Here is an 18,919-nt window from a genome sequence, read left to right as displayed (position 1 = left end):
TTGGGGTTCTCCTTTGGCCACTGAGCGGCTCTTCAAACCACGACGCTGTGACTGCGCCGGTTCAACATACGAATGGACCGACATGCCGTGCGGTACTGTGTTTCGGCTGAGCTGAGATTCTACTCAGCAATAGAGCGGAAATGCGCGCAACCGTCATTGCGACCGGACCGAGGATCGAATTTCGTTGTTCTCGAACCACGGATCTTTGGCCCGCGAGGTCAGGCAGCCCGGCCGAACCGCTCGTGCGCACCCGAAGCGGAGATCATGTCAACCGCCAGTTCCGAGTGGTGCTCGCACGCGATGCGGACAGCCGAAGTGCCCAGAAGGCTGAAGGCGGTTGAGAAGGCGTCGGCAGCCGTCGCAGTCGGGGCTACGACGGTCACCCGCCGATGGAGTCTTGGCGTTGCCCCGCTCAGCGGGTCGAGAATGTGGCCAAAGCGGCCGGAGGCGTCGAACTGGAAACCGTCCGGGCTCGAGGTCGCGACGGCCCTGTCGACGAGATTCAGAACGCTGTCCGGCGTGCCGGCATCTTCTCGCGTCGTGAGTCCGACCCGCCACGGCTGGCCGTCCTGCTGCGCCCCGATGGCGCGTGTCTCACCCATGCTGACCAGACTGTTTGCAATGCCCGCCTCCCTGAGCAGGCCGACGATCCGGTCGGTGATGTAGCCCTGCGCAATGCCGTTGAGCGTCAACGCCATTCCCGGTCGGGCGAATACGACGCGATCGCGGTTGAACTTGAGCTTCTCGAAGCCGACGCGCGATAATGCGCGCCTCTTCGCGTCCTCGGACGGCCCCGCAGGATCGGCGTCGCTGGCGGAAAAATGCTCGGCATAAAGCGTCCACAAAGGCTGAACGGTAGGGTCGAAGGCACCACCAGTCGTCTCCCAGAAGTCACGGCTCGCCTCCAGCAGGTTCACCAATTCCGCCGGCGGAGCGGCGATCGCTCCGGTTCGGTTCAGCTCGGAGAGGGCGGAATCGCGTTGGTAGAGACTGAACACCCTCTCGAGGCGCGACACCTCGGCAACGACGCGGTCTACTAGCCGCGCGGCGTCGGCCCGGCTCTCCAGGTTCAGGATCAGTGTCGCCGGAGCGCCCAGGGCACGGCCTCTCCACGTCACCGCGGCCACTGCGGCTTCGGCTCGTCCGCCAAGGCCTATGAGCGGGAGTCCCGCGGCAGCGGCCATGATGCAGATCGCCCGGCGGCGGGTAATCGGACTAGCCATGAGTTTGCGCCTCCCCATGGCTCTCAGTTTCGATTGCCGCGCCGTGCTCGGAGGCCCCGGTCCCCAGCACATAGTCCTTGGGAATTTCTTTGAATCCGGTGATCCGGCCGCCATTCTTCGCAGCGAAGTCCCGCGCAGCGCGTTCGCTCGAGAACGGCACCGCCTCCTCGGCGCCCATCCCGCCCCTAACCTTGCTACCGATGACGTAGAACGCCGTTTTCGCGTCGATCCAGTTCTCCGCTCCCGGCTCCTCCCAGCTCGGCGCCGCGCCCATGTCCGATACATAGATCGCGGCGACGTCCTTGGGTTCCTCCGGCAACAGGATGAAGGCGACGGTGTCCCGGGCCGATGAGAACCAGATGGGTTCGGGGATGTCCTGCAGGATGATCTGGCCCTTCGGCCCCGGATGCTCGAGGACGTTCATTCCGCAGTAGCGCCCCATCGCGTCGGCCGTAAGCGCATAGGGGGAGGGCATCGTCGCATCCTCCTCCTTCTGGCAGCCGGCAAGGAAAAGCGTTGCGGCGAGGATTGCAGTGGCGACCGTGAGCCTCATAGCTCCCTCCTTGAGAAGATCAACGTGGCGAAGCCGAGCGGTGCGAGCGTCCAGAACCCGAGAGCTGCGAGCAGGACGGGCGAGGAAAGGCCGGTGTGGTCGGCGACGCCACCCAGGGCCGAAAGAGCGCTTGCCCCGCCGGAGCCGAGGTTGAGCAGGCGGTAGACGTCAGTCGGGTTGGCGAGCAGGAGCAGGTTGAGCAGCCCGGTCGGAATGGCCAGCCCCTGCGCGGCAACGAGGCCGCCGAGCAGCGCCATGTCGTAGATCAGCACGAAGAACAGCCAGATACCAATGGCGATTCCCCCGGCCGTCGCGCGCTCCCTGGCCACCGAGCTTATCAGATAGCCGATCGCAGCAAACACGGCGCCAAGGAGGATCGAGGATGCGGTCATCGACCCGAAGGCCTGCCAGCTATCCGGTCCGACAGCGCTTCCCGTCGCGATCAGCGCCGCAGCAGCCGCGCCGTAGCCGAAGAGCGTTGCGAAGGCAAGTATCGCCAGATGACCGAGGAACTTGCCGAAGACGACCTCGCGTCGTCCGATAGGATAACTGAGGAGAAGCAGCATCGTTCCTCGCTCCATCTCGCCGACGATCGCGTCATGCGACAGCAGGAGCGCGATCAACGGCACGAGGAAGATGGTGAGGCTCGAGAGGCTGACGACGACGACATCGAGCTTGTCGACGCCCACGCTGCCGGTCGGCACGCTGCCAAGGAAGGACAGCGTCAGGGCGAGTGCGGTCAGTAGCAGGGTGGTCGCCAGTACCCACCGGTTGCGCATGCCGTCCTGGATTTCCTTTCTGGCGATGGTGAGGATATTGCTCATTTCGTTACCCCGCCGTTGAGAAAGTGCGCATAGAGGTCGTCGAGCGTCGGTTCGGTGATTGTCAGGCCGGAGAGCAGCGCAGCATCCGCGGTGATGTCATGCAGCAGCGCGATCTTGCGGTCCGAGGAGACTTCGGCGTCGACGACGCCGTCCGGGCCGCGGCACCATTTCATGCCGCCATTCAGCCAAGGGGGCGTGGCGTCGGCTTGCGAGAGCTTCAGGCTGATGCGCGTCGGCAGCCGGGCGATGCGACGAAGCTCCTCAAGCGTTCCGTCTACGATCTTGACGCCCTTGTTGACGATGATCACGCGGTCGGCCCGGCCCTCGAGTTCGGTAAGCGCGTGCGACGAGAGCAGCACGGTGGTGCCGTTCGCCCGCAGCTCGCTTATCAGCTCGTAGAAGTTCCGCCGCAGGGCCGGGTCAAGGCCGCTGGTGGGTTCGTCTAGCAGCAGGATCCGTGGCGTGCCGAGCAGGGCCTGCGCCAGCCCCAGGCGCTGTCGCATGCCCTTGGAATAGGTCCGGACCGGCCGGTCGACGGCTTCCTCGGCGAGGCCGACGCGCTCGAAAAGGCCTTTGGTGGTGGCACCGTCCACCCGCTTCAGCCGTGCATAGAAGCGCAGAGTCTCCCGGCCCGTAAGCGCCATGTTGAAGGAGACGCTTTCCGGCAGGTAGCCCAGGCTTTGCCGTACCGCGAAGTCGCCCGTCGCCGGATCTTCCCCCAGGACCCGCACCCGGCCTTTTGTCGGCCGGATGAGGCCGAGCATGAGCTTGATGAGGGTGGTCTTGCCAGCGCCGTTATGCCCGACGAGCGCGACGGTTTCGGCTGCTTCCAACCCGAATGACATGTCTCGCACCACGGTTGAGTTTCCGTAGCACTTGCTGACGCCGGCTATCTCGACGGTCCCGCTCATTTCACGGCCTTCCTGTCTGCCGGCACCATCAGCGGGCGGCTGTCGACGACGCCGCCGGGCAGGATTGCCGGAAACTGCGCCTGCGCCCAGCGGATGACCTGGACCGCGGGGCTGGTGGTCAGCAGCTTTGCCTGTGGTGAGGTCCATAGCACCTTGTCGATTAGATCGTTGGGCCTGTAGGGGTTGTCGCCAATTCCGTCGCCGTCCAGGTCGAACGCGGGATTGTCGCTCCAGTAGTTGCCCTGTCCTTGCGACGACCAATCGAGGTGGCGCGTTCCCACGTACTTGACCTGATTACGGTTCTTGATGAAGGAGTTACGGCTGATCAGGTTGCCTTCCGAGCCTGCCGTGAAGTGGATTCCGATCGCGCAGCCCTCGAACACGTTGTCCCGAAAGCGGTTCTTGTTGGCATTGTAGATGAAGACGCATTTTTCCGGTCCGAGGCGGCGGTCTTCACCTGCGGTCAGGTTCTCTTCGTCGCCCTTCGGAACGCCATGTCCGGAGGATCGCGCCTTCAGCCAACGGTCCGCCGGCTGAAGGCGGCCGACGACGATGTTGCCGGTGATCCGGGAGTTGTTCGCGTAGTTCAACAGAAGTCCGTGGTCGCGATCCCCTTCCGAGCGATTCCCGTCTATCTTGAGGCGGCTCGAATACATGATCGCATAGCCGACAGCGTTGCCCGTCGAGACGTTGTCGCTGATCTCGCTGTCGTTCGTGTACATGTAATGTACTGCGAACCGCAGTTCGCGAAAGCGATTGCCGCTGAAGACGTTCCGCTTGCTCGTCTTGCTGAAGATGCCGTCCCGCCCGTAGCTGACGTCATTGCCGACGACCCGAGCGCCCGGCGCGTTCCAGACCGATATGCCGTCTCCCGCCTCGCTGATCCTGCCCTCGCGCAAGCCGACGATCCGGTTGCCTAGCGCCGAGGAATCCCGTGCACCGTGCAGATAGATGCCGACGAGATTGCCGATGATCGCGTTTTTCTCCACGCGCGCTCCGGTCGCCGTCTGTGCCACGAAGATGCCGGAGTCCATTCCATAAAGGTCCTTGCCCGACCCTCTGACCTCAAGCCCGCGAACGATCGACTGCGGCGCCTTCACTGTTATCACGCTGCCTTTGCCGTTGCCCATGACGACGGCTCCGGATTCGCCTTCGAGCGTCAGCGTCTTGTTGACAGTGACCGGCCCCTGATGTTCCCCTCCTTGCAGTACAATAACGTCCCCCGACGCGGCGCGGTCGAGCACAGGCTGGAGCGGCGATCCGTCGGCAGCCTTGCGGATCGTCGCCGCCGATGCGGGACAGGCGAGGATGACGGCGGCAAGCGCCGCCATCCCGAGTGCCGATATGTTCGGACGAGCCATCAGGCGCCCTGCGCCTCCACGAGCATGCGGCCCTTCATCTCCATGTGCATCGCATGGCAGAACCATGTGCAGTAGTACCAGTAGACGCCCGGCCTGCTGGCCTTGAAGGTGACCGAAGCGGTCGCTTGCGGTGCAACCTCCATGCTGATGCCGTAGTTGACGATGCAGAATCCGTGCGTGAGGTCCTCGACCTCGTCGATATTCGTCACATAGACCGTAACCTCGTCGCCCTGCTTGACGGTGAAGTCCTCCAGCCCGAAGGCAGGGGCAGCGGACGTCATGTAAACGCGGACCTTGTTGCCGTCACGGATGACTTCCGAGTCGACCATCAGGTCGATGTTGTCGGCCTTCGCCTGGGCGACCGCATCGGCGAAGAAAGGATCGTCCCTGTTCCAGACGTGGACGGGGTTGATCTTGGAGGCATGGACGATCGTCGCGTCATGGGGTTCGGCAAAGGTCGGGTTGTCGTGCACGAGTACCATCTCTTCGCCCGAAATATCGATCAGTTGGTCGTTTTCCGGCTTGAGCGGGCCGACGTTCAGGTAACGATCCTTGGAGAACTTGTTCAGTGAAATCAGCCATTTGCCGTCCGCTTCCTTGGTCTGCCCCATCGAGGTGTGGTTGTGGCCGGGCTGATAGTGAACATCGAGCTTGTGGCGTATGGGATCGACCTTCTCGCCCGCATAGGCCCGCTTGGCGTCCTCGATGTTCCATTTGCAAATTTGGCTGTCGATGAACAATGTCGTGTAGGCGTTGCCCTTGCCGTCGTAGGCGGTATGCAAGGGACCGAGACCGAGTTCCGGCTCGGCGACAACGGTGTCGCGGGGCTGGATCTTGTCATCGAAGAGATCATCGAACTTGCGTACGTCGAACACGGTCACGGTCGGCGAGAGCTTGCCGTTCGCAACGACGTGGATGCCGTCGGGCGCCGTGTTGATGCCGTGGGGGCTGTTCGGCACCGGCACGTAGCGCGTGTAGGGCGAACCCTTTCGGCCGTCCAGCACCGGCACGCCGCCGATCTCCTTGTAGTCGCCCTTTGCGACCGCTTCCTCGATCCGCTTCAGGTTGAAGATGACGACCCAGTCCTGCTCGCTCGCCATCATGTCCGCCAAGGTAAAACCCTCTTCGGAATTGTAGCAGGTCGCGAAGCAGTACTTGCCCTGGTAGTCGGCGTCGACGTTGTCGAGGTTGCCGTCGACCATCACCTGCCAAGCGACCTTCATCGTCTCGCCGTCCACGGCGGTGAATATCGCCTGGTAGGAGTTCTTGTCGCCCATGGTCTTGCCGTCATTGGGGACCGGCACGGCGTCCTCGCCATTGCAGAAGACGTACCCGGTCTTCGGATATTTCTGGACCCGAAGCCCGTGAACAGTGTGCTGGTTCGGAAGCTGGATGATCTTGTCGCACTTCATGACGTCGAGCCGAATGCGGCAGACGCGGGAGTTGGACTTGTCGTTGGCGTAGAGATAGCGCCCGTCGTAGGTGCCTTCTGTAAAAGACGGATGCGGATGGTGAAGGTCGCCGTTCAGATAAAGGCCCCCCTGATCCTTCAGGAACTCGACCGTTTCCGGCAGCAGGCCCTCGGTCATGACCTTACGGCTTTCGTTGGTCTGGCCCCAGCCGGTCGCACTGCACCGGTTGAAGACGGGGATCCTCATCATCTCGCGCATCGAGGGGGCGCCGACGATACGGATTTCGCCCGACTGACCGGATGAGAAGAACACATAGTACTCGTCGAGCTCGCCGGGCTTCACTTCGTAACTTCCGACGGAAGCCGCCTGCGCTTTGGCAGGGGTCGCCGTGCCGCCAGAAAGCGTCAGCGCGCCGCCTGCGCCCATCGCGCCGGCCGCCGCCATGAAGGCGGTCGTGCCCAGCATCTGTCGTCTGTTCAGACGCATCTTGGTTTCTTCGTTTGACATTGTGCCTCTCCTTGGATGTTGGCTTCAGACGGGGTTTTCCGGCGCCGTTACAGCCTTTCTGATCGGGGCGCCCTTGTGAGTCACGACGGTCTTCGCCGGCACTTCCCCCCGCGATACCGGGGTGGAAAGCGCCATGAACTTTTCGCGTTTCAGCCGCACCTGGATCATGTGCGGACAGCGCTGGTCGTCGTGGTAAAGCTCCTGGCAGTGCATGCAGTAGATGCACTCGTTGACATTGATGCCGCCCTCCGGGTGGATGGACTGGACCGGGCACTCCTTGGCGCAGCGCTGGCAGGGCGAGCCGCATTCCGGCCACCGCTTCAGCCACTCGAACATGCGGATCCGGCCAGGGATGGCGAGTGCAGCGCCCAGCGGGCAAAGGTAGCGGCAGTAGAACCGTTCGATGAAAAGGCCGGCGGCGAGCACGGTGAGCGCAAAGACGACGAAGGGCCATTCGCGGGCGAACTTCAGGATGATCGCCGTCTTGAACGGCTCCACTTCAGAAAACATCTCGGCAAGCGCGAGGGAGTAGAGCGACAGCCCGAAAAGGCCGAGAAAGATGATGTATTTGATCGGCCAGAGCCGCTCGTGCAGGCCCCAGGGCACTCTCACCTGAGGCACCTTCAGCCATCGCGCGACATTGTTGGTCAATTCCTGCAGCGCGCCGAACGGGCATAGCCAGCCACAGAAGGGGCCGCGCCCCCAGAACAGCAGCGCCGCAGCGACACTCCCCCACAGGAGGAACACCAATGGGGCGGAGAGGAAGAACTCCCAATGGAAGCCCGTCACCAGGGAGTTGAAGAATGTCAGGACGTTGACAACAGAGAGCTGGGCGTTGGCGTACCAGCCGAGCCACACCAGCGTGAAGAGCAGGTAGCCGCGTCTGATCCAGGCAAACAGCGCCGGCCGCTTCACCAGCCAGTCCTGGAAGAAGAAGATCAGGGTCAGGACGAGCACGGCAGCCATCGTGACCGCCACCAACACCCGGTTCATGTCCCACATCTTCATCCACAGGGGCTGCCCCTCCGCCAGCGGCTCGGCAGGTGCAGCCTGTTCGGCGATACTTGGCTCGACAGGCGGCCGCGCTGCAGCGGCCTGGACGGTCACATGGGCGTCGGGCAGGGCATAGCTGAGATTGTAAGGTAGCACCGCCTTGTCGCGCCCGCCGGCGCTACGCTGAACCAGTAGCTGCAGTTCCCACGGTGCGGCAACGTCGAAACCGAAGTCCGCCGGAACCACAAACAGGGCGATTTCGCGAAGACGCGGCGCGCCGGACGCAGCTAGCATCGGCAGCCGTGTGTGGTCGCGGTCGCGGAACCGCAGGCCCTGGCCATCCTGGAGAAGCTCAATGCGGTCGAAAATCCCGCCACGGACGTAGCCGGAGCCCTTGAAGGAATAGGCCCCGTCGCCCGCCACGACGATCGCCTCCTCTCCCGGCTTCAGCTTGGCGCGCATCTGCTCGTAACGGGCATCGCCGAGCAGCGACCTTCCGATCACCGGCACGCTCACCGGCGCGATGTAGAGATCGATGAACCGATCGCCGGGACTGTGCGTCTCGGGCCGGCCGGCAGCGGCCGGTTGGCCGGCCTGGCGGAAGGCTTCCGTGACCTCGCCCACCGTAAGGCGAAGGCTTCGCACCGATCCATCGCCAACCAGCGTCTCCCAGTCGCTCGTCCCCGTTCTGGAGAGGTCGATTTTGCGGCTTTCGGATGATTGACCGGTCGCCGCGGCGTCCGCGCCGAACCTATTCGCACGGATCAGCTTGAGGGCGGAACGGACAATGCTGTCGCCCATGACCAGCACGGTCACGGTGGCGCCGCTGACGATGTCGACCTGAGGCGGCCGGTCGGCGCCTGAGGAGACCCGCCCGAGGTCTTTGCCGATGATGGCGTTGACCGATGCGACGACCTTCGCCTCTGGAATGCCAATGAGGACGATCGGCTCCTTGTGGTCGACGAGCTCCAGCCCGCGTACAACGCCTTTCGGATCGATTCCAACCACGATATGGATGGGCTTGCCGGAATAGCCGACGGAGCTTGTGACGTCGGAATTGAGATACGCGTAACCCAGCAGGCTGTCGCCGCGGAAGACGGGTGCGATCGGCGGATCGCCGGTGACCTCGCCGAAGCGGGTTGCACCTGGAAAGATCTCCTGCGGCTGCACCTTTTGAAGGTAGATAGACAGTTGGCCCGCGGCCATGCTCGGGCCGGCCAACAAGGCGGCGATGCAGAGAGCGACGAGGCTGCGCAGTAGGCGTTTCAATCCGATCTTATGTATCGCTGCTTGGTACATCGGGTTTCCTGGGCCACAGAGAGCCACTTCCATCGCGGGCCATTTCACACGGCCCGAAATGACTTTCTTTGCGCCAGATCAACTTGATTAAATTCAACTTGGGCCAATGTGTCTCAGGTCCGGAGGACCGAGTTCAGAATGCGCAGCTACGCGTGCCAACCGGGAGAGCAGGACATGCCCGAAAAGAGAACCGAACCGTGGGTGATGGTGTCGATGACCGAGCTGCTGTCGTTCGCCCGCGCGATGGAGCAGGAGGCGGTCGACGGCTATGTCGCTCTGGCCGCGCGCATGCGGGCCGAAGAACGCCCCGACCTCGCCGCAGTCTTCGAACGTCTAATCGCGGAAGAGGAGGGGCATCTCGGAAAGGTGGACCAATGGCTAGGCGAGAGAGCTCCACAACCAGTCAGCCTCCCAGAACCGTTCTTCGATGACGAGGGGGCGGGCGTTGTTGCTTCGGAGCTGCTGACGTCGTACCGCGCGTTTTCCATGGCGGTGCGCAACGAGGAGCGGGCCTTCGTGTTCTGGACCTATGCGGCGGCGCATGCGCCTTCCGAGGAAATCAGGCAGGCCGCCGAGCGACTGGCAAGGGAGGAACTGGGCCATGTGGCGACACTGCGTCGCGAGCGCCGCCGCGCCTTTCACGAAATGCGCCACGCGGAATCCGGCTCAATAAGGGACGACTTGCCGACGCTCGAAGGGCGGCTCGCCGAACTGTTGATACGCACCCCTGCGGCTGCACTCGGAGAAACTGCGGAGCGGTTGCGCGGCTTGGCGAGCGAGGCGCAGGAGCGCGCGACCGCTCTAATAGCAACGCCGCCTAGCGAAACGCCTCTCTTGCAGCACGTTCCCGCGAACGTCACCGGGCGGCTGGTCCCACTCTGCGAATTCCTGCTCGATTGCTATCTCGACCTTGCGGAACACGAAAGCACCGAGTCGGCAAGAGCTCGGGTGCAGACGTTCGCCAGCGACATGATCCGCTGCCTCTATGCAGTACGGGAACTTTAGGCTGCGGCCAGGTGGCATCACCGTCACAGGCACTGGGCCACTCCGGCGCTGAAGCCCACTAATCCATAGTCGTTTAGCTTTGATTTCGCCGTCCACTCGTATATCGGCGAAGCGGAGAGGCACTACCCCAGACGCTCCGAGCCTTTTTGATCGGTTTCCTTTGGTGAAGAGGAGATTGATCCGGAACAATGCGCTCCATTCTCCTTTGAGTAAATGTTCAGCAATCATCTTCCGTTTGCATTTGCCGGAAGGGAGAAGGCGCAGCCAAAGGAGACACTATGGGAAACTGGACCGCAGATCTGACGACCCGAACCGGGCTTAAAATTCACGTCAGGCCCGTTCGGACCGAAGACGAGCCGATGCTTGCCGAATTCTTCACCCATGTCACCAAAGAGGACCTGAGTTTCCGCTATCTTACTGGCCTGAACGAGGTCGGCAAGGAGCGTATCTCGGCCCTCACCGATGTCGATCACGTCCGGACGGAGAATTACCTGGCTTTCGGCGAGAGCGGCGATCCGTTGATCGCCACTGCGATGCTGGCCTGTGATCCCGCATTCGAGCGAGGCGAGGTGGCGATCAGCATTCGCTCGGACTACAAGAATCGCGGCGTAGGCTGGGAGCTTCTGGGATTTCTCTCGAGGGTCGCCCAGGCGAAGGGCGTCAAGGTGCTCGAGTCGATCGAACGGCGCGAGAACCGTGCGGCGATCGAAATCGAGCAGCAGATGGGATTCACCACCGTGACCGATCCCGACGACCCCACGATCCTCCTCGTCCGGAAGGAACTGAGAGCGGCGTGAGACGCCGCCGCGCTTGAGCAACTTTGTTCGGCCGGAGCATCGCCGTTCCGGCCGGAGTGCTGCCATCTCCAGTCTGGACCACGATGCCGCGGATGACTGTGGTCAGTTCAAGCGCTAACGCAGACGCTGGAGCCTCTTCCACTTCCAGACTTACGAGGACAGCCAGCTTTCTAGGGTTATTGGTATCATGCAGTGCGTTGCGATTTCATCGGAAGTTGAACGGCGTACCAATCCGTCAACTCCGCCGCACCCCACACTCGCTCGGCGGGTCTACTTTCGGCAGCAGGCGCGGAAACCAGTCCCAACTTGCTGTTGCCGTCATGAGTCAGCTGTGGCGGCCGCTAAACCGGAAATGCCGCTATCTTGCCGTTCAGCAGAAGGTAAAGGCCTGGCGACAGGCCGATCCGGAGACCGCCGGTTAGTGGCCAGGGATAACTTACTTCGGTGATTGCGCTCACACTGCGAAATCGGTCCAGGCCTCGATCCGCGACGATGGACTAGGGCTATCTCGCCTTTATGTACGCTACGAGATCGGCAATCTCGGCACGTGTCAGGGATAGATTTGGCATGCGGGAGTGGTGAGGGGTAGCCAAAAATGCCGCAAGGCTTCTCTCGTCAAAACGTTCCGATTCAGCAATCTGAGCGAACGTTGGAACAGTATCAGAGCCGCGAACTTGTCCAGGCGCAACGACGTGACACTCGCTACACCAGCGTTGGGCGATGGCGCGTCCGTGGAGCCGATCGGCCGCAGCGCCCTCGCCACTGACAGTCAGAAGAAGGGCAACGGTGCCAGCACATTGCAGACCACATATTCGCTTCATTGCAGCCGTGTCCTAATGGTTGACCAGCAAGTCGTACCAGCTTGGTTGCAATCGATAGATCTCAAGTCGCGTCCGGGTGATTAACTTTCCAAACAGACACATCAGTCGCGGTTACTGCAACGCGCCCGTCGGACGTGAGCTCCGTGCCATCGAATTTTTGAGACGCGATATCGCTGAAGATTGTAACGTATTGCTGCAGTCGACACTCGTTGCAGAGCGGGGGATCGGCGATATCGAGAAGGGCTTCCTTCGTGACAAGAACGATCTCGTCGCCTCCGATGTCTCTCTCCATGATCAGAAGCGCCTCGTCTCCCGATGCCTTCATCATTCCACTGAGCAGCTTCAAGGGCATGTTCGTCCTCCCGGCACGAGTGCGAGGCGAGCCAACCAAAACGGCGTTCACTCAAGCATTATGCTTCGCACGCACGGAAACTCCTTGATCAAGCTCAAAGTCGATCTTCAATCGCGATCCGTTGGAGGTTAAAATCACCGTGCCCGTCTGCCGCAATTGCGCATCTCGTCGAGCCAGCGAGAGCGTTTCTTCTCATCGGCAAAGGAGAGGCCGTAGAAATTCTCGCGAATGGGCTTGATTCCGGCGAAGCCCAGCATACTGCGCTCGAAACTCCGAACGCCATACGCGCCGAAATACCACCGGTAAAGAAGCACCGGCATACCCATGGTGACAATTATGCGGGCGGAGCGCCCGGCCAGCAGCCGCTTCGGAAAGCCGCCCTTCTTGTATTCCATCGCAAAGCCCGGCCTGAAGATGTGCTCGAGAAAGCCCTTGAGCAGGGCCGGCATCGTTCCATGCCAAAGAGGAAACAGAAAGACCCAGTGCTCTGCCCAGCGCATGTCCTCTCGGGCCTGCTCCAGGCCCGGTGGCAACGCCCCGGTCTCGAAATCCTCCTGCGTCCGCAGCAGCGGAAACTCGAGCTTGGCCACTTCTATCCGCCGTACCTCGTGTCCCGCTGCCGTGGCGGCCTCGGCGTAAGCGTCAGCCATGGCGTGCAGGAGGTGGTGCCTGGCCGGGTCCGGATGGCCCTGGACAATCGCAATGTGCCTGGTCATCTGCTGCGCTCCGTAAAATCACCACGCATGCCATTGAATGCCTGTTAGCTCCTCATGACCGCGTCAACGAAACTGCGGGTGCGGGCGCCTTTGGCCGAACAGAGGTGCCGGAACGGGACCCGGAAGATGGCATTGTGCCTGTCTGAGCAAGGAAATCGCTGACGACTTTCTTAACCTTCCCCCCTGTCCAACGAGCAGATGCCCGCCGGTGTCGTAGACGACCAGCTTCGCGCCCGGAATGCTCCTGGCGGCGAATATGGCTGCGGGGAGCGTGTTGAACAGATCATCTTGGGCCGACACGACCAGGGTTGGAGCGGCGATCTTCTCAAGAGGCAGGCGGTGGAGATCGGGCGCACTGTCGATGTTAATGCCGGGAAAGCGCCGCGAAAGCGGTTCGACGCTGCGAATTATGGCCATCACCCGATTTCGGTCCTGCGCCGGGGCCGCCTCAACCAATTCGGGCGGCACGCCGAGGAAGCGGATCAGAACCGACGGAGCAATCTTTTCGGTCGCCCACCAAGCGAAATCGGCGCCCGCGTTGACTAGCCAAAAGGCAAACGCGCTGCCACGACTCCCCTCGAGCATCACTGGACTCTCGGGCGCGTAAGTTCCAGGGACGATCAGAACAAGAGCTGAAACCTTATCCGGATGGCGAAGCGCCAGTTCGATCGCCGAGCGTGCGCCAGCCGAAACACCGACGACGACGGTCTTGTCGATCTCAAGCTTGGAGAGCAGCGCCACATGGGCATCGGCCTGGGCGGACGGCGAAGCATCGGCCGGAATCGGCGTGCCGAGATATCCGAAGCGCCACGAGGCGATCACCCGAAAGCCGCTTCCGACCAGATCGGCAACGTTGGTCAGGCCCTGATCCCATCCGCCACCTGCGCCGTGAATGGAAAGGAGCGGAATGCCGTCGCCTCTCTCGGCATATTCGATGGGACCGGCGGCAGTATTGGCGATGCGCGCGCCATTGGCGACTGCGGAGCGCGCCCGATCGATGTCATTGCTGTAGGACAGGAAAACCATCCCGCCTGCGACCGCGGCGGCGATAAAGATCGCTGATAATGTCCATCCGATCCGACCCATGGCCGCCATCCCGGAGCTTCAATTTGCCGGTATCGTAGTGGGTTGAGCCGCGAGGACTTTGATCTGCCTCAAAAGAATCGGTGAGATCTTCGGCAATCAGGCCGATGCGTCTATTCGTTGGATTACTCGTGCTCGAGCGATCGATAGATTTCCAGCTCCTGGGCGAAGTGGAGGCGAGTGATAGCTTCCAGACCGTGCAGCAGGCGCTGGATCTCGTAACGCTGTGCCGGGCTCGACGCATGTTCGCCAAAGGCTTGTCGAAGCGAAGTGAGGCTGTGGACCTGACGCTGGATCTCCATGTGAGTTCTGCTCATGCCGGCAAGAGCATCCGGCGCGCCTGCCTGCCTGCGCAGCCTGGGATAGACTTCCTCGTCATCCTGGCGTTCGTGCGGAAGAAGACGTTGTCGCAGCAGAGTATCCAAGTGCGCAAGCTGATTACGGACCTCATCTTCCGGGAGGTCCTGGATGCGCGCGCTTGTATGACGTATCTCGTCCACAACATCCATCAGGGCACGATGCTCGGCTTCGAGCTTCAGGAGCTCTGCATGCTCCAAAAGTGTTGTTTTCCTCCAGCCGCGCATGGGGTCGCCTAGCGCGCGCAGTGCATTCAAGATGGCGAAGATGTCGATTGCTTCCTGCAGCAGTGCGCCCTGAACCGGTGTCAGATACCCAAAGGCGGCCGCAACCATGCCAGCGGCGGACAAGGCCATACCCATATAGACGCTCTGGAGGGCTATGCCGCGTGAGCGGTGCGCGATGCGGATGGCGCTGACGAGGCGATCGAGCCGGTCCACCAGGATGACCACGTCCGCCGCTTCGGAGGAGGCGGCAGCCCCGCGCGCGCCCATGGCTACCCCGACGTCGGCGGCTGCGAGCGCCGGTGCGTCGTTGACGCCATCGCCGACCATCATGACCGGTCCTGCCGCTCTTTCCGCTTCCACAATTCGGGTTTTGTCTTCCGGCTTCAATTCGGCGGCAACCTTGTCCAGTCTCAAAAAGGACTGGAGACTCTCCGCCAGCTCGGTGCGATCGCCAGTCGCAAGCACGATCCGTCCGACGCCGGCCTCCCGCAATTGCCTAAGCACGCTGCCGACCTCTGGCCTGACCTCGTCGGCGAGGAGAAACGCGCCCGCGAGAACTCCGTCGATGGCAGCGAGCACCGAGACGACGCCATCCCTCCGGATCCACGTCCGTATGTCTCGCGAGAAGGCGGTCTCATCGATCCTTTCGCTGATGAAATCCCAGCCGCCCACTGCGATTTCGTGGCCATCTATGTTGCCGCTCACGCCGGAACCCGCCGATTCCCGAGTTCCGGATGGTGCAACAAGTTGCAGGCCCCGCTCTCTTGCGGCTGCGACCAAGGCGCGGGCAATCACGTGATGTGAGCCCTGATCCAGCGATGCCGCCAGCCGCAGCACCTCCAGAGGGTCAAGATCGGTGCGCGACTTGAGCTCGATAAGGTGGGCCCGGCCGTCTGTAATCGTCCCTGTTTTGTCGAGGATCACTGTCTTGATGCGCGCAAGCATCTCCAGCGCGCCTCCGCCTTTCACGAGCACCCCCTTGCCGGCGCAACGAGAAACTCCGGCGATGATCGCCACCGGGACCGCGAGAATGAGTGGGCACGGCGTTGCAATGACCAGCACGGCGAGCGCGCGGACCGGCTCCCCGCTGATGGCCCAGGCGCCGCCGGCGAGGAGCAGCGTGACCGCAAGAAACCCCAGCGCATAACTGTCCGCAAGCCGAACGATAGGCGCCTTCGCGGCTTTTGCCGCCTCCACTAGCCTGACGATTGCCGCATAGGTGCTGTCGCTCGCCGCGCTCGAGGCGACCATTTCAAAGGCATCGCCGGCGTTCGTCGTGCCGCTCGTCACTGGCTCACCGGAGCGGCGCCGGATCGGCATTGCCTCGCCCGTCAAGGCCGACTCGTCCAGCACGGCGATGCCATCCACCACGCTTCCATCGACCGGCACCACCTCGCCACGGCGTATCAGGATTCGGTCGCCAGGATTGAGTTCTTCGATGGAAACCTCCTGCAGCTGCCGGTCCGTGTAACGCACGGCGGTGCGCGGTACCCGGTTGAGCAGCGCTGTCAGCTCTCGGCGTGCGCGCCTTTGGGCGAAATCCTCGAGCGCCTCGCCACCGGTGTACATCAGTGCGACGATGGTGCCGGTCAGGTACTCGCCGAGAATGAGGGCGCCGCCCATTGCGAGGGCCGCGATGAGATCCAGCCCGAATTCCTTCCGTCCCAGACTGATCGCGATCTCGGTCAGGAGGCTCGCCAGGATCACCGCGGTGCCGGCCGCCCAGGACGCGGCGCTGAGGTCGGGCCGGCCCGCGAGCCAGGTGATTGTGCCGGCGAGCATGGCTACAGCGATGAGGGCAAGGAGAAGGCGCTTGCCCAGCTCTCCCCCTTGCCAAATCGACGCGAAATCTCGGCTCCTGGTCAAGGTACTCTCCAACAGATCTCGTGAAGAATATTGGATCCCAGAACCGTTGTCTTGATTCTGCGCAATATCCCGCAAGAACCCTACCGGCGAGCAAAAAAAGCATGACAATGGGAATCGCGGCATCGTTCGCAGCGCATCGCGAGCTTGCAACTCCGCACCGGGTTTGCTTTTACTGGGCGGGGGTTCACGTGGATCATCACAAATGACGGTACAGCGGCGGCGGCGCATCATTAAGCGTCAGAGAAGTTCTGTTGGTTTGGCGCTTGTCGCTGCAATATCGTTCCTCGCAGGTATGACCGACGCCATGGGGCTTATGTTCCTCGGGGATTTTGTGTCTTTCATGAGTGGCAACACGACTCGCGCATCCGTTGCTCTGATCCAGGCGGACGTCGCGCGGGGAGTGCTTCTCATCGGGGGCCTCATCACCTTCGTGATAGGGAACGCCGTGGGAGTGATGGTCTCGATCAGGTTCAGGCCGCATTCTGTTTTGCTGTTTGTATCCGTTCTGCTCGCATGCGCAGCCCTGTTAGCTGATCGAAGAGAGATGCAGTTCCTTTTACTAATTCTGGCGATGGGAGCGATTAACGCCTCTGTCGAACAGATCGAAGGGCTACCGGTCGGCTTAACATATGTTACCGGGGCACTGTCACGCTTCGGACGCGGCTTGGGACGCTGGGTGATGGGCATCCGCAACACGCATTGGGTCATCCAAATCGTGCCGTGGCTCGGCATGATGGCAGGAGCCATTTCAGGGGCAGCCCTCGTGCAAGAAATAGGAAGCCTGGCCCTATGGATCCCGTCGGCTGCAGCCCTGTTATTGACAGCAGTCTCGATCCAAATACCCCGTCGCTGGCAAAGTAGATTCATTCAACATCGTTAGTGGTATCCGCATGTGATCTTGCCCATACCCCATTTGCAAAGCCGCTCGCTGCCTCTCCTTCAAATCGGAAGTGCTTTCAAACTTACTCGGACGTCTCAAGATTGCGCTTGTTCAGGAGCGCCGACATTAATCGTTGCACAGGGGCAGTGAATGGAACCTCTTATTCTCCGTCTGGGACTTGCTCTGGCAATAGGTTTGCTTGTGGGGCTCGAGCGTGGATGGCGCGAAAGGGAAGCGCCGGCAGGCAGCCGCACGGCAGGCATCCGCACTTACGGTATTTCCGGTCTGCTTGGAGGGATAGTGGCCGCACTGTCCGACACACAGCGGAGCGATCTTATCTTCGCCGTAGGTTTCATGAGCTTCGCGCTGAGTTTTACCTGGTTCAAGCTGCACGAGGCGCGACACGATGAGGATTTCAGCGTCACCGGCGTCGTTGCGGGATTGGCGGTTTTTGCGCTCGGCGGATTAGCGGTGGCCGGCGATTACAGGATAGCGGCGGCAGGCGCGGCTGCACTGGCTGGGGTGCTCGCGAGCCGCGAGCTTATGCACAATCTTCTCAAGACGCTGTCATGGATCGAGCTGCGTTCCGCTCTCGTGCTGGCGGCGATGACCGCCATCGGGCTGCCTCTTCTTCCGAACCATGCCATTGACCCATGGGGCGGTTTTAATCCACGTGAAGTCTGGCTCTTCACGCTCCTGAGCGCCACCATTTCGTTTATGGGCTACGTCGCGGTTCGCGTGCTCGGCTCGTCAAGAGGATTGCTGGTGGGCGGCCTGGTCGGTGCGGTCGTTTCATCGACCGCCGTGACGGCGAGCTTCGGGCAAAAAGCACGCTCTGGTGAGGAGCCACTGCCGTTGGCCGGAGCGGCAAGCATTGCTGCCGTCGTCGCGCTATTGCGCGTGCTGACGGTAACCCTTTTCATCTCCCCGCCGGTCTTCCCCGAAGTTGTCTTGCCAATGATCGCAGCAGCTTTGATCTTTGCCGCGGGTGGTGCCGCTCTGATGACTAAAACTGCACCTTCCGCCGGCGAGCCGGCAGAGCCGCGGAATCCGTTTGAGCTCGTTCCGCTTTTTATCTTTGCAGCCCTATTTGCCGTGACCGCGACGACTGGCGCAGCCTTGATGAAAGGTATGGGCCACAGTAGCTTAATCGGCATATCGGCAGCGTCAGGGATATTCGACGTCGACATTGCGGTGCTGACGGCGCTGCGCGCTGGAGAAGGAGCCGCACCTCTGCAGATCGTCGGGGACGCAGTACTCGTCGCGGTACTCGCAAACGCAGGCGGGCGGGTGTTGGTGGCGATCGCGTCTGGAACTCTACGCTATTGGACATCGCTCGCTGCTATATCGCTCCTCGCCGCGGGAACGGGAGTGGCAGTCTCTGTCCTCATTGCCCGCTAGTTGCATGGCGCGCGCGCGGTTAGCGAACAAGATCGAGGAAGCGGCCGGACTCCTCGCGCGTTAATCCGCGAACCAATCTCCGTCATGTGAGGTGTTGCGTTAAATCAATTGCTGTTTTCGTAATTCGGCCTTCTGCCCGGGCGGCAAGGAACGCATGCGTCGTTTGATGGAGGTGATCGCATCCGGCCGCGTCGACACGCGTCCTCTGGTGACTCATCGCTTCGAGCTGGACCAAATCGAGGAGGCATACGACCCATTTGCAAACCAGCTTGATGGAGTGCTTAAGGTCGCGATCACTCCATGACGCTTTCTATCGGCGCAGGACTGAGTT

The 18,919-nt window shown here is 61.8% G+C and carries 15 protein-coding genes and 3 pseudogenes; 5 read left to right on the top strand and 13 right to left on the bottom strand.

Translation table 11 applies throughout. The annotated features are described in order from the left end of the window. Positions 1 to 218: 218 nt before the first annotated feature. From CN933_RS28655 to CN933_RS28625, 7 genes are read right to left on the bottom strand one after another with little or no spacing between them, the layout of a single operon-like run. On the bottom strand, positions 219 to 1,223 hold the full coding sequence (locus tag CN933_RS28655; RefSeq protein ID WP_102763100.1) for an FAD:protein FMN transferase: 1,005 nt from the start codon (positions 1,221 to 1,223) through the stop codon (positions 219 to 221). Continuing rightward, entirely contained in the window at positions 1,216 to 1,776 is a 561-nt protein-coding gene (locus CN933_RS28650; protein ID WP_102763099.1) for a nitrous oxide reductase accessory protein NosL, read from the bottom strand. Before CN933_RS28650 ends, CN933_RS28655 begins: the two co-directional genes overlap by 8 nt. Beyond that, positions 1,773 to 2,600, bottom strand: a complete 828-nt coding sequence (locus CN933_RS28645) for an ABC transporter permease (protein WP_102763098.1) — start codon at positions 2,598 to 2,600, stop codon at positions 1,773 to 1,775. The genes CN933_RS28650 and CN933_RS28645 overlap by 4 nt, the downstream gene beginning before the upstream one ends. After that, a complete protein-coding gene (locus CN933_RS28640) occupies positions 2,597 to 3,511 on the bottom strand; it encodes an ABC transporter ATP-binding protein (RefSeq protein ID WP_102763097.1) in 915 nt (304 codons plus the stop codon). Before CN933_RS28640 ends, CN933_RS28645 begins: the two co-directional genes overlap by 4 nt. Next, on the bottom strand, positions 3,508 to 4,872 hold the full coding sequence (locus CN933_RS28635) for a nitrous oxide reductase family maturation protein NosD (protein ID WP_102763096.1): 1,365 nt from the start codon (positions 4,870 to 4,872) through the stop codon (positions 3,508 to 3,510). Before CN933_RS28635 ends, CN933_RS28640 begins: the two co-directional genes overlap by 4 nt. Beyond that, positions 4,872 to 6,791 carry a TAT-dependent nitrous-oxide reductase gene (gene nosZ, locus CN933_RS28630; RefSeq protein ID WP_102763095.1) on the bottom strand — a complete coding sequence of 640 codons (1,920 nt, stop codon included), beginning with the start codon at positions 6,789 to 6,791 and terminating at the stop codon, positions 4,872 to 4,874. Before nosZ ends, CN933_RS28635 begins: the two co-directional genes overlap by 1 nt. Positions 6,792 to 6,815: 24 nt before the next feature. Continuing rightward, on the bottom strand, positions 6,816 to 9,083 hold the full coding sequence (locus tag CN933_RS28625; protein WP_102763094.1) for a regulatory protein NosR: 2,268 nt from the start codon (positions 9,081 to 9,083) through the stop codon (positions 6,816 to 6,818). Positions 9,084 to 9,257: 174 nt separating this feature from the next. On the opposite strand from CN933_RS28625, the gene CN933_RS28620 reads away from it, so the two are divergent. Both CN933_RS28620 and CN933_RS28615 read left to right on the top strand, forming a co-directional pair. Beyond that, the gene (locus tag CN933_RS28620; RefSeq protein ID WP_102763093.1) at positions 9,258 to 10,088 is read left to right on the top strand and encodes a ferritin-like domain-containing protein; all 831 of its coding nucleotides are present in this window, start codon (positions 9,258 to 9,260) and stop codon (positions 10,086 to 10,088) included. Positions 10,089 to 10,366: 278 nt separating this feature from the next. Continuing rightward, positions 10,367 to 10,885 (top strand): GNAT family N-acetyltransferase, encoded by a 519-nt coding sequence (locus CN933_RS28615; RefSeq protein ID WP_102763092.1) that lies wholly within the window; start codon positions 10,367 to 10,369, stop codon positions 10,883 to 10,885. Positions 10,886 to 11,181: 296 nt separating this feature from the next. Here CN933_RS28615 and CN933_RS32625 read toward each other — a convergent pair. The 6 genes and pseudogenes from CN933_RS32625 to CN933_RS28590 form a co-directional block, all read right to left on the bottom strand. Beyond that, positions 11,182 to 11,334 (bottom strand): annotated as a pseudogene (locus CN933_RS32625) (YeeE/YedE family protein); the annotation flags it as partial. Between the two features lie 54 nt (positions 11,335 to 11,388). Then, the gene (locus CN933_RS32480) at positions 11,389 to 11,706 is read right to left on the bottom strand and encodes a c-type cytochrome (RefSeq protein ID WP_102763091.1); all 318 of its coding nucleotides are present in this window, start codon (positions 11,704 to 11,706) and stop codon (positions 11,389 to 11,391) included. A 61-nt stretch (positions 11,707 to 11,767) separates the two neighbouring features. Then, a complete protein-coding gene (locus CN933_RS28605; protein WP_180980839.1) occupies positions 11,768 to 12,058 on the bottom strand; it encodes a hypothetical protein in 291 nt (96 codons plus the stop codon). A 134-nt stretch (positions 12,059 to 12,192) separates the two neighbouring features. Next, positions 12,193 to 12,774, bottom strand: coding sequence for an NAD(P)H-dependent oxidoreductase (locus tag CN933_RS28600; RefSeq protein ID WP_102763089.1), 582 nt, complete (start codon positions 12,772 to 12,774; stop codon positions 12,193 to 12,195). Positions 12,775 to 12,826: 52 nt separating this feature from the next. Further along, positions 12,827 to 13,869: pseudogene (locus CN933_RS28595) on the bottom strand (alpha/beta fold hydrolase). A gap of 113 nt (positions 13,870 to 13,982) precedes the next feature. Beyond that, positions 13,983 to 16,223 (bottom strand): heavy metal translocating P-type ATPase, encoded by a 2,241-nt coding sequence (locus CN933_RS28590; RefSeq protein WP_245425212.1) that lies wholly within the window; start codon positions 16,221 to 16,223, stop codon positions 13,983 to 13,985. Between the two features lie 286 nt (positions 16,224 to 16,509). Here CN933_RS28590 and CN933_RS28585 point away from each other — a divergent pair, with 286 nt between their 5' ends. The 3 genes and pseudogenes from CN933_RS28585 to CN933_RS32135 all read left to right on the top strand — a co-directional run. Continuing rightward, entirely contained in the window at positions 16,510 to 17,187 is a 678-nt protein-coding gene (locus CN933_RS28585) for a YoaK family protein (protein ID WP_102763086.1), read from the top strand. A gap of 150 nt (positions 17,188 to 17,337) precedes the next feature. Next, on the top strand, positions 17,338 to 18,588 hold the full coding sequence (locus CN933_RS28580) for an MgtC/SapB family protein (RefSeq protein WP_102763085.1): 1,251 nt from the start codon (positions 17,338 to 17,340) through the stop codon (positions 18,586 to 18,588). A 124-nt stretch (positions 18,589 to 18,712) separates the two neighbouring features. Then, positions 18,713 to 18,892 (top strand): annotated as a pseudogene (locus tag CN933_RS32135) (NAD(P)-dependent alcohol dehydrogenase); the annotation flags it as partial. Positions 18,893 to 18,919 lie beyond the last annotated feature (27 nt).

It is taken from the genome of Sinorhizobium sp. M4_45, from assembly GCF_002885915.1.
Lineage (GTDB): Bacteria > Pseudomonadota > Alphaproteobacteria > Rhizobiales > Rhizobiaceae > Sinorhizobium > Sinorhizobium meliloti_A.
This window is presented reverse-complemented; position numbering and strand designations above follow the sequence as displayed.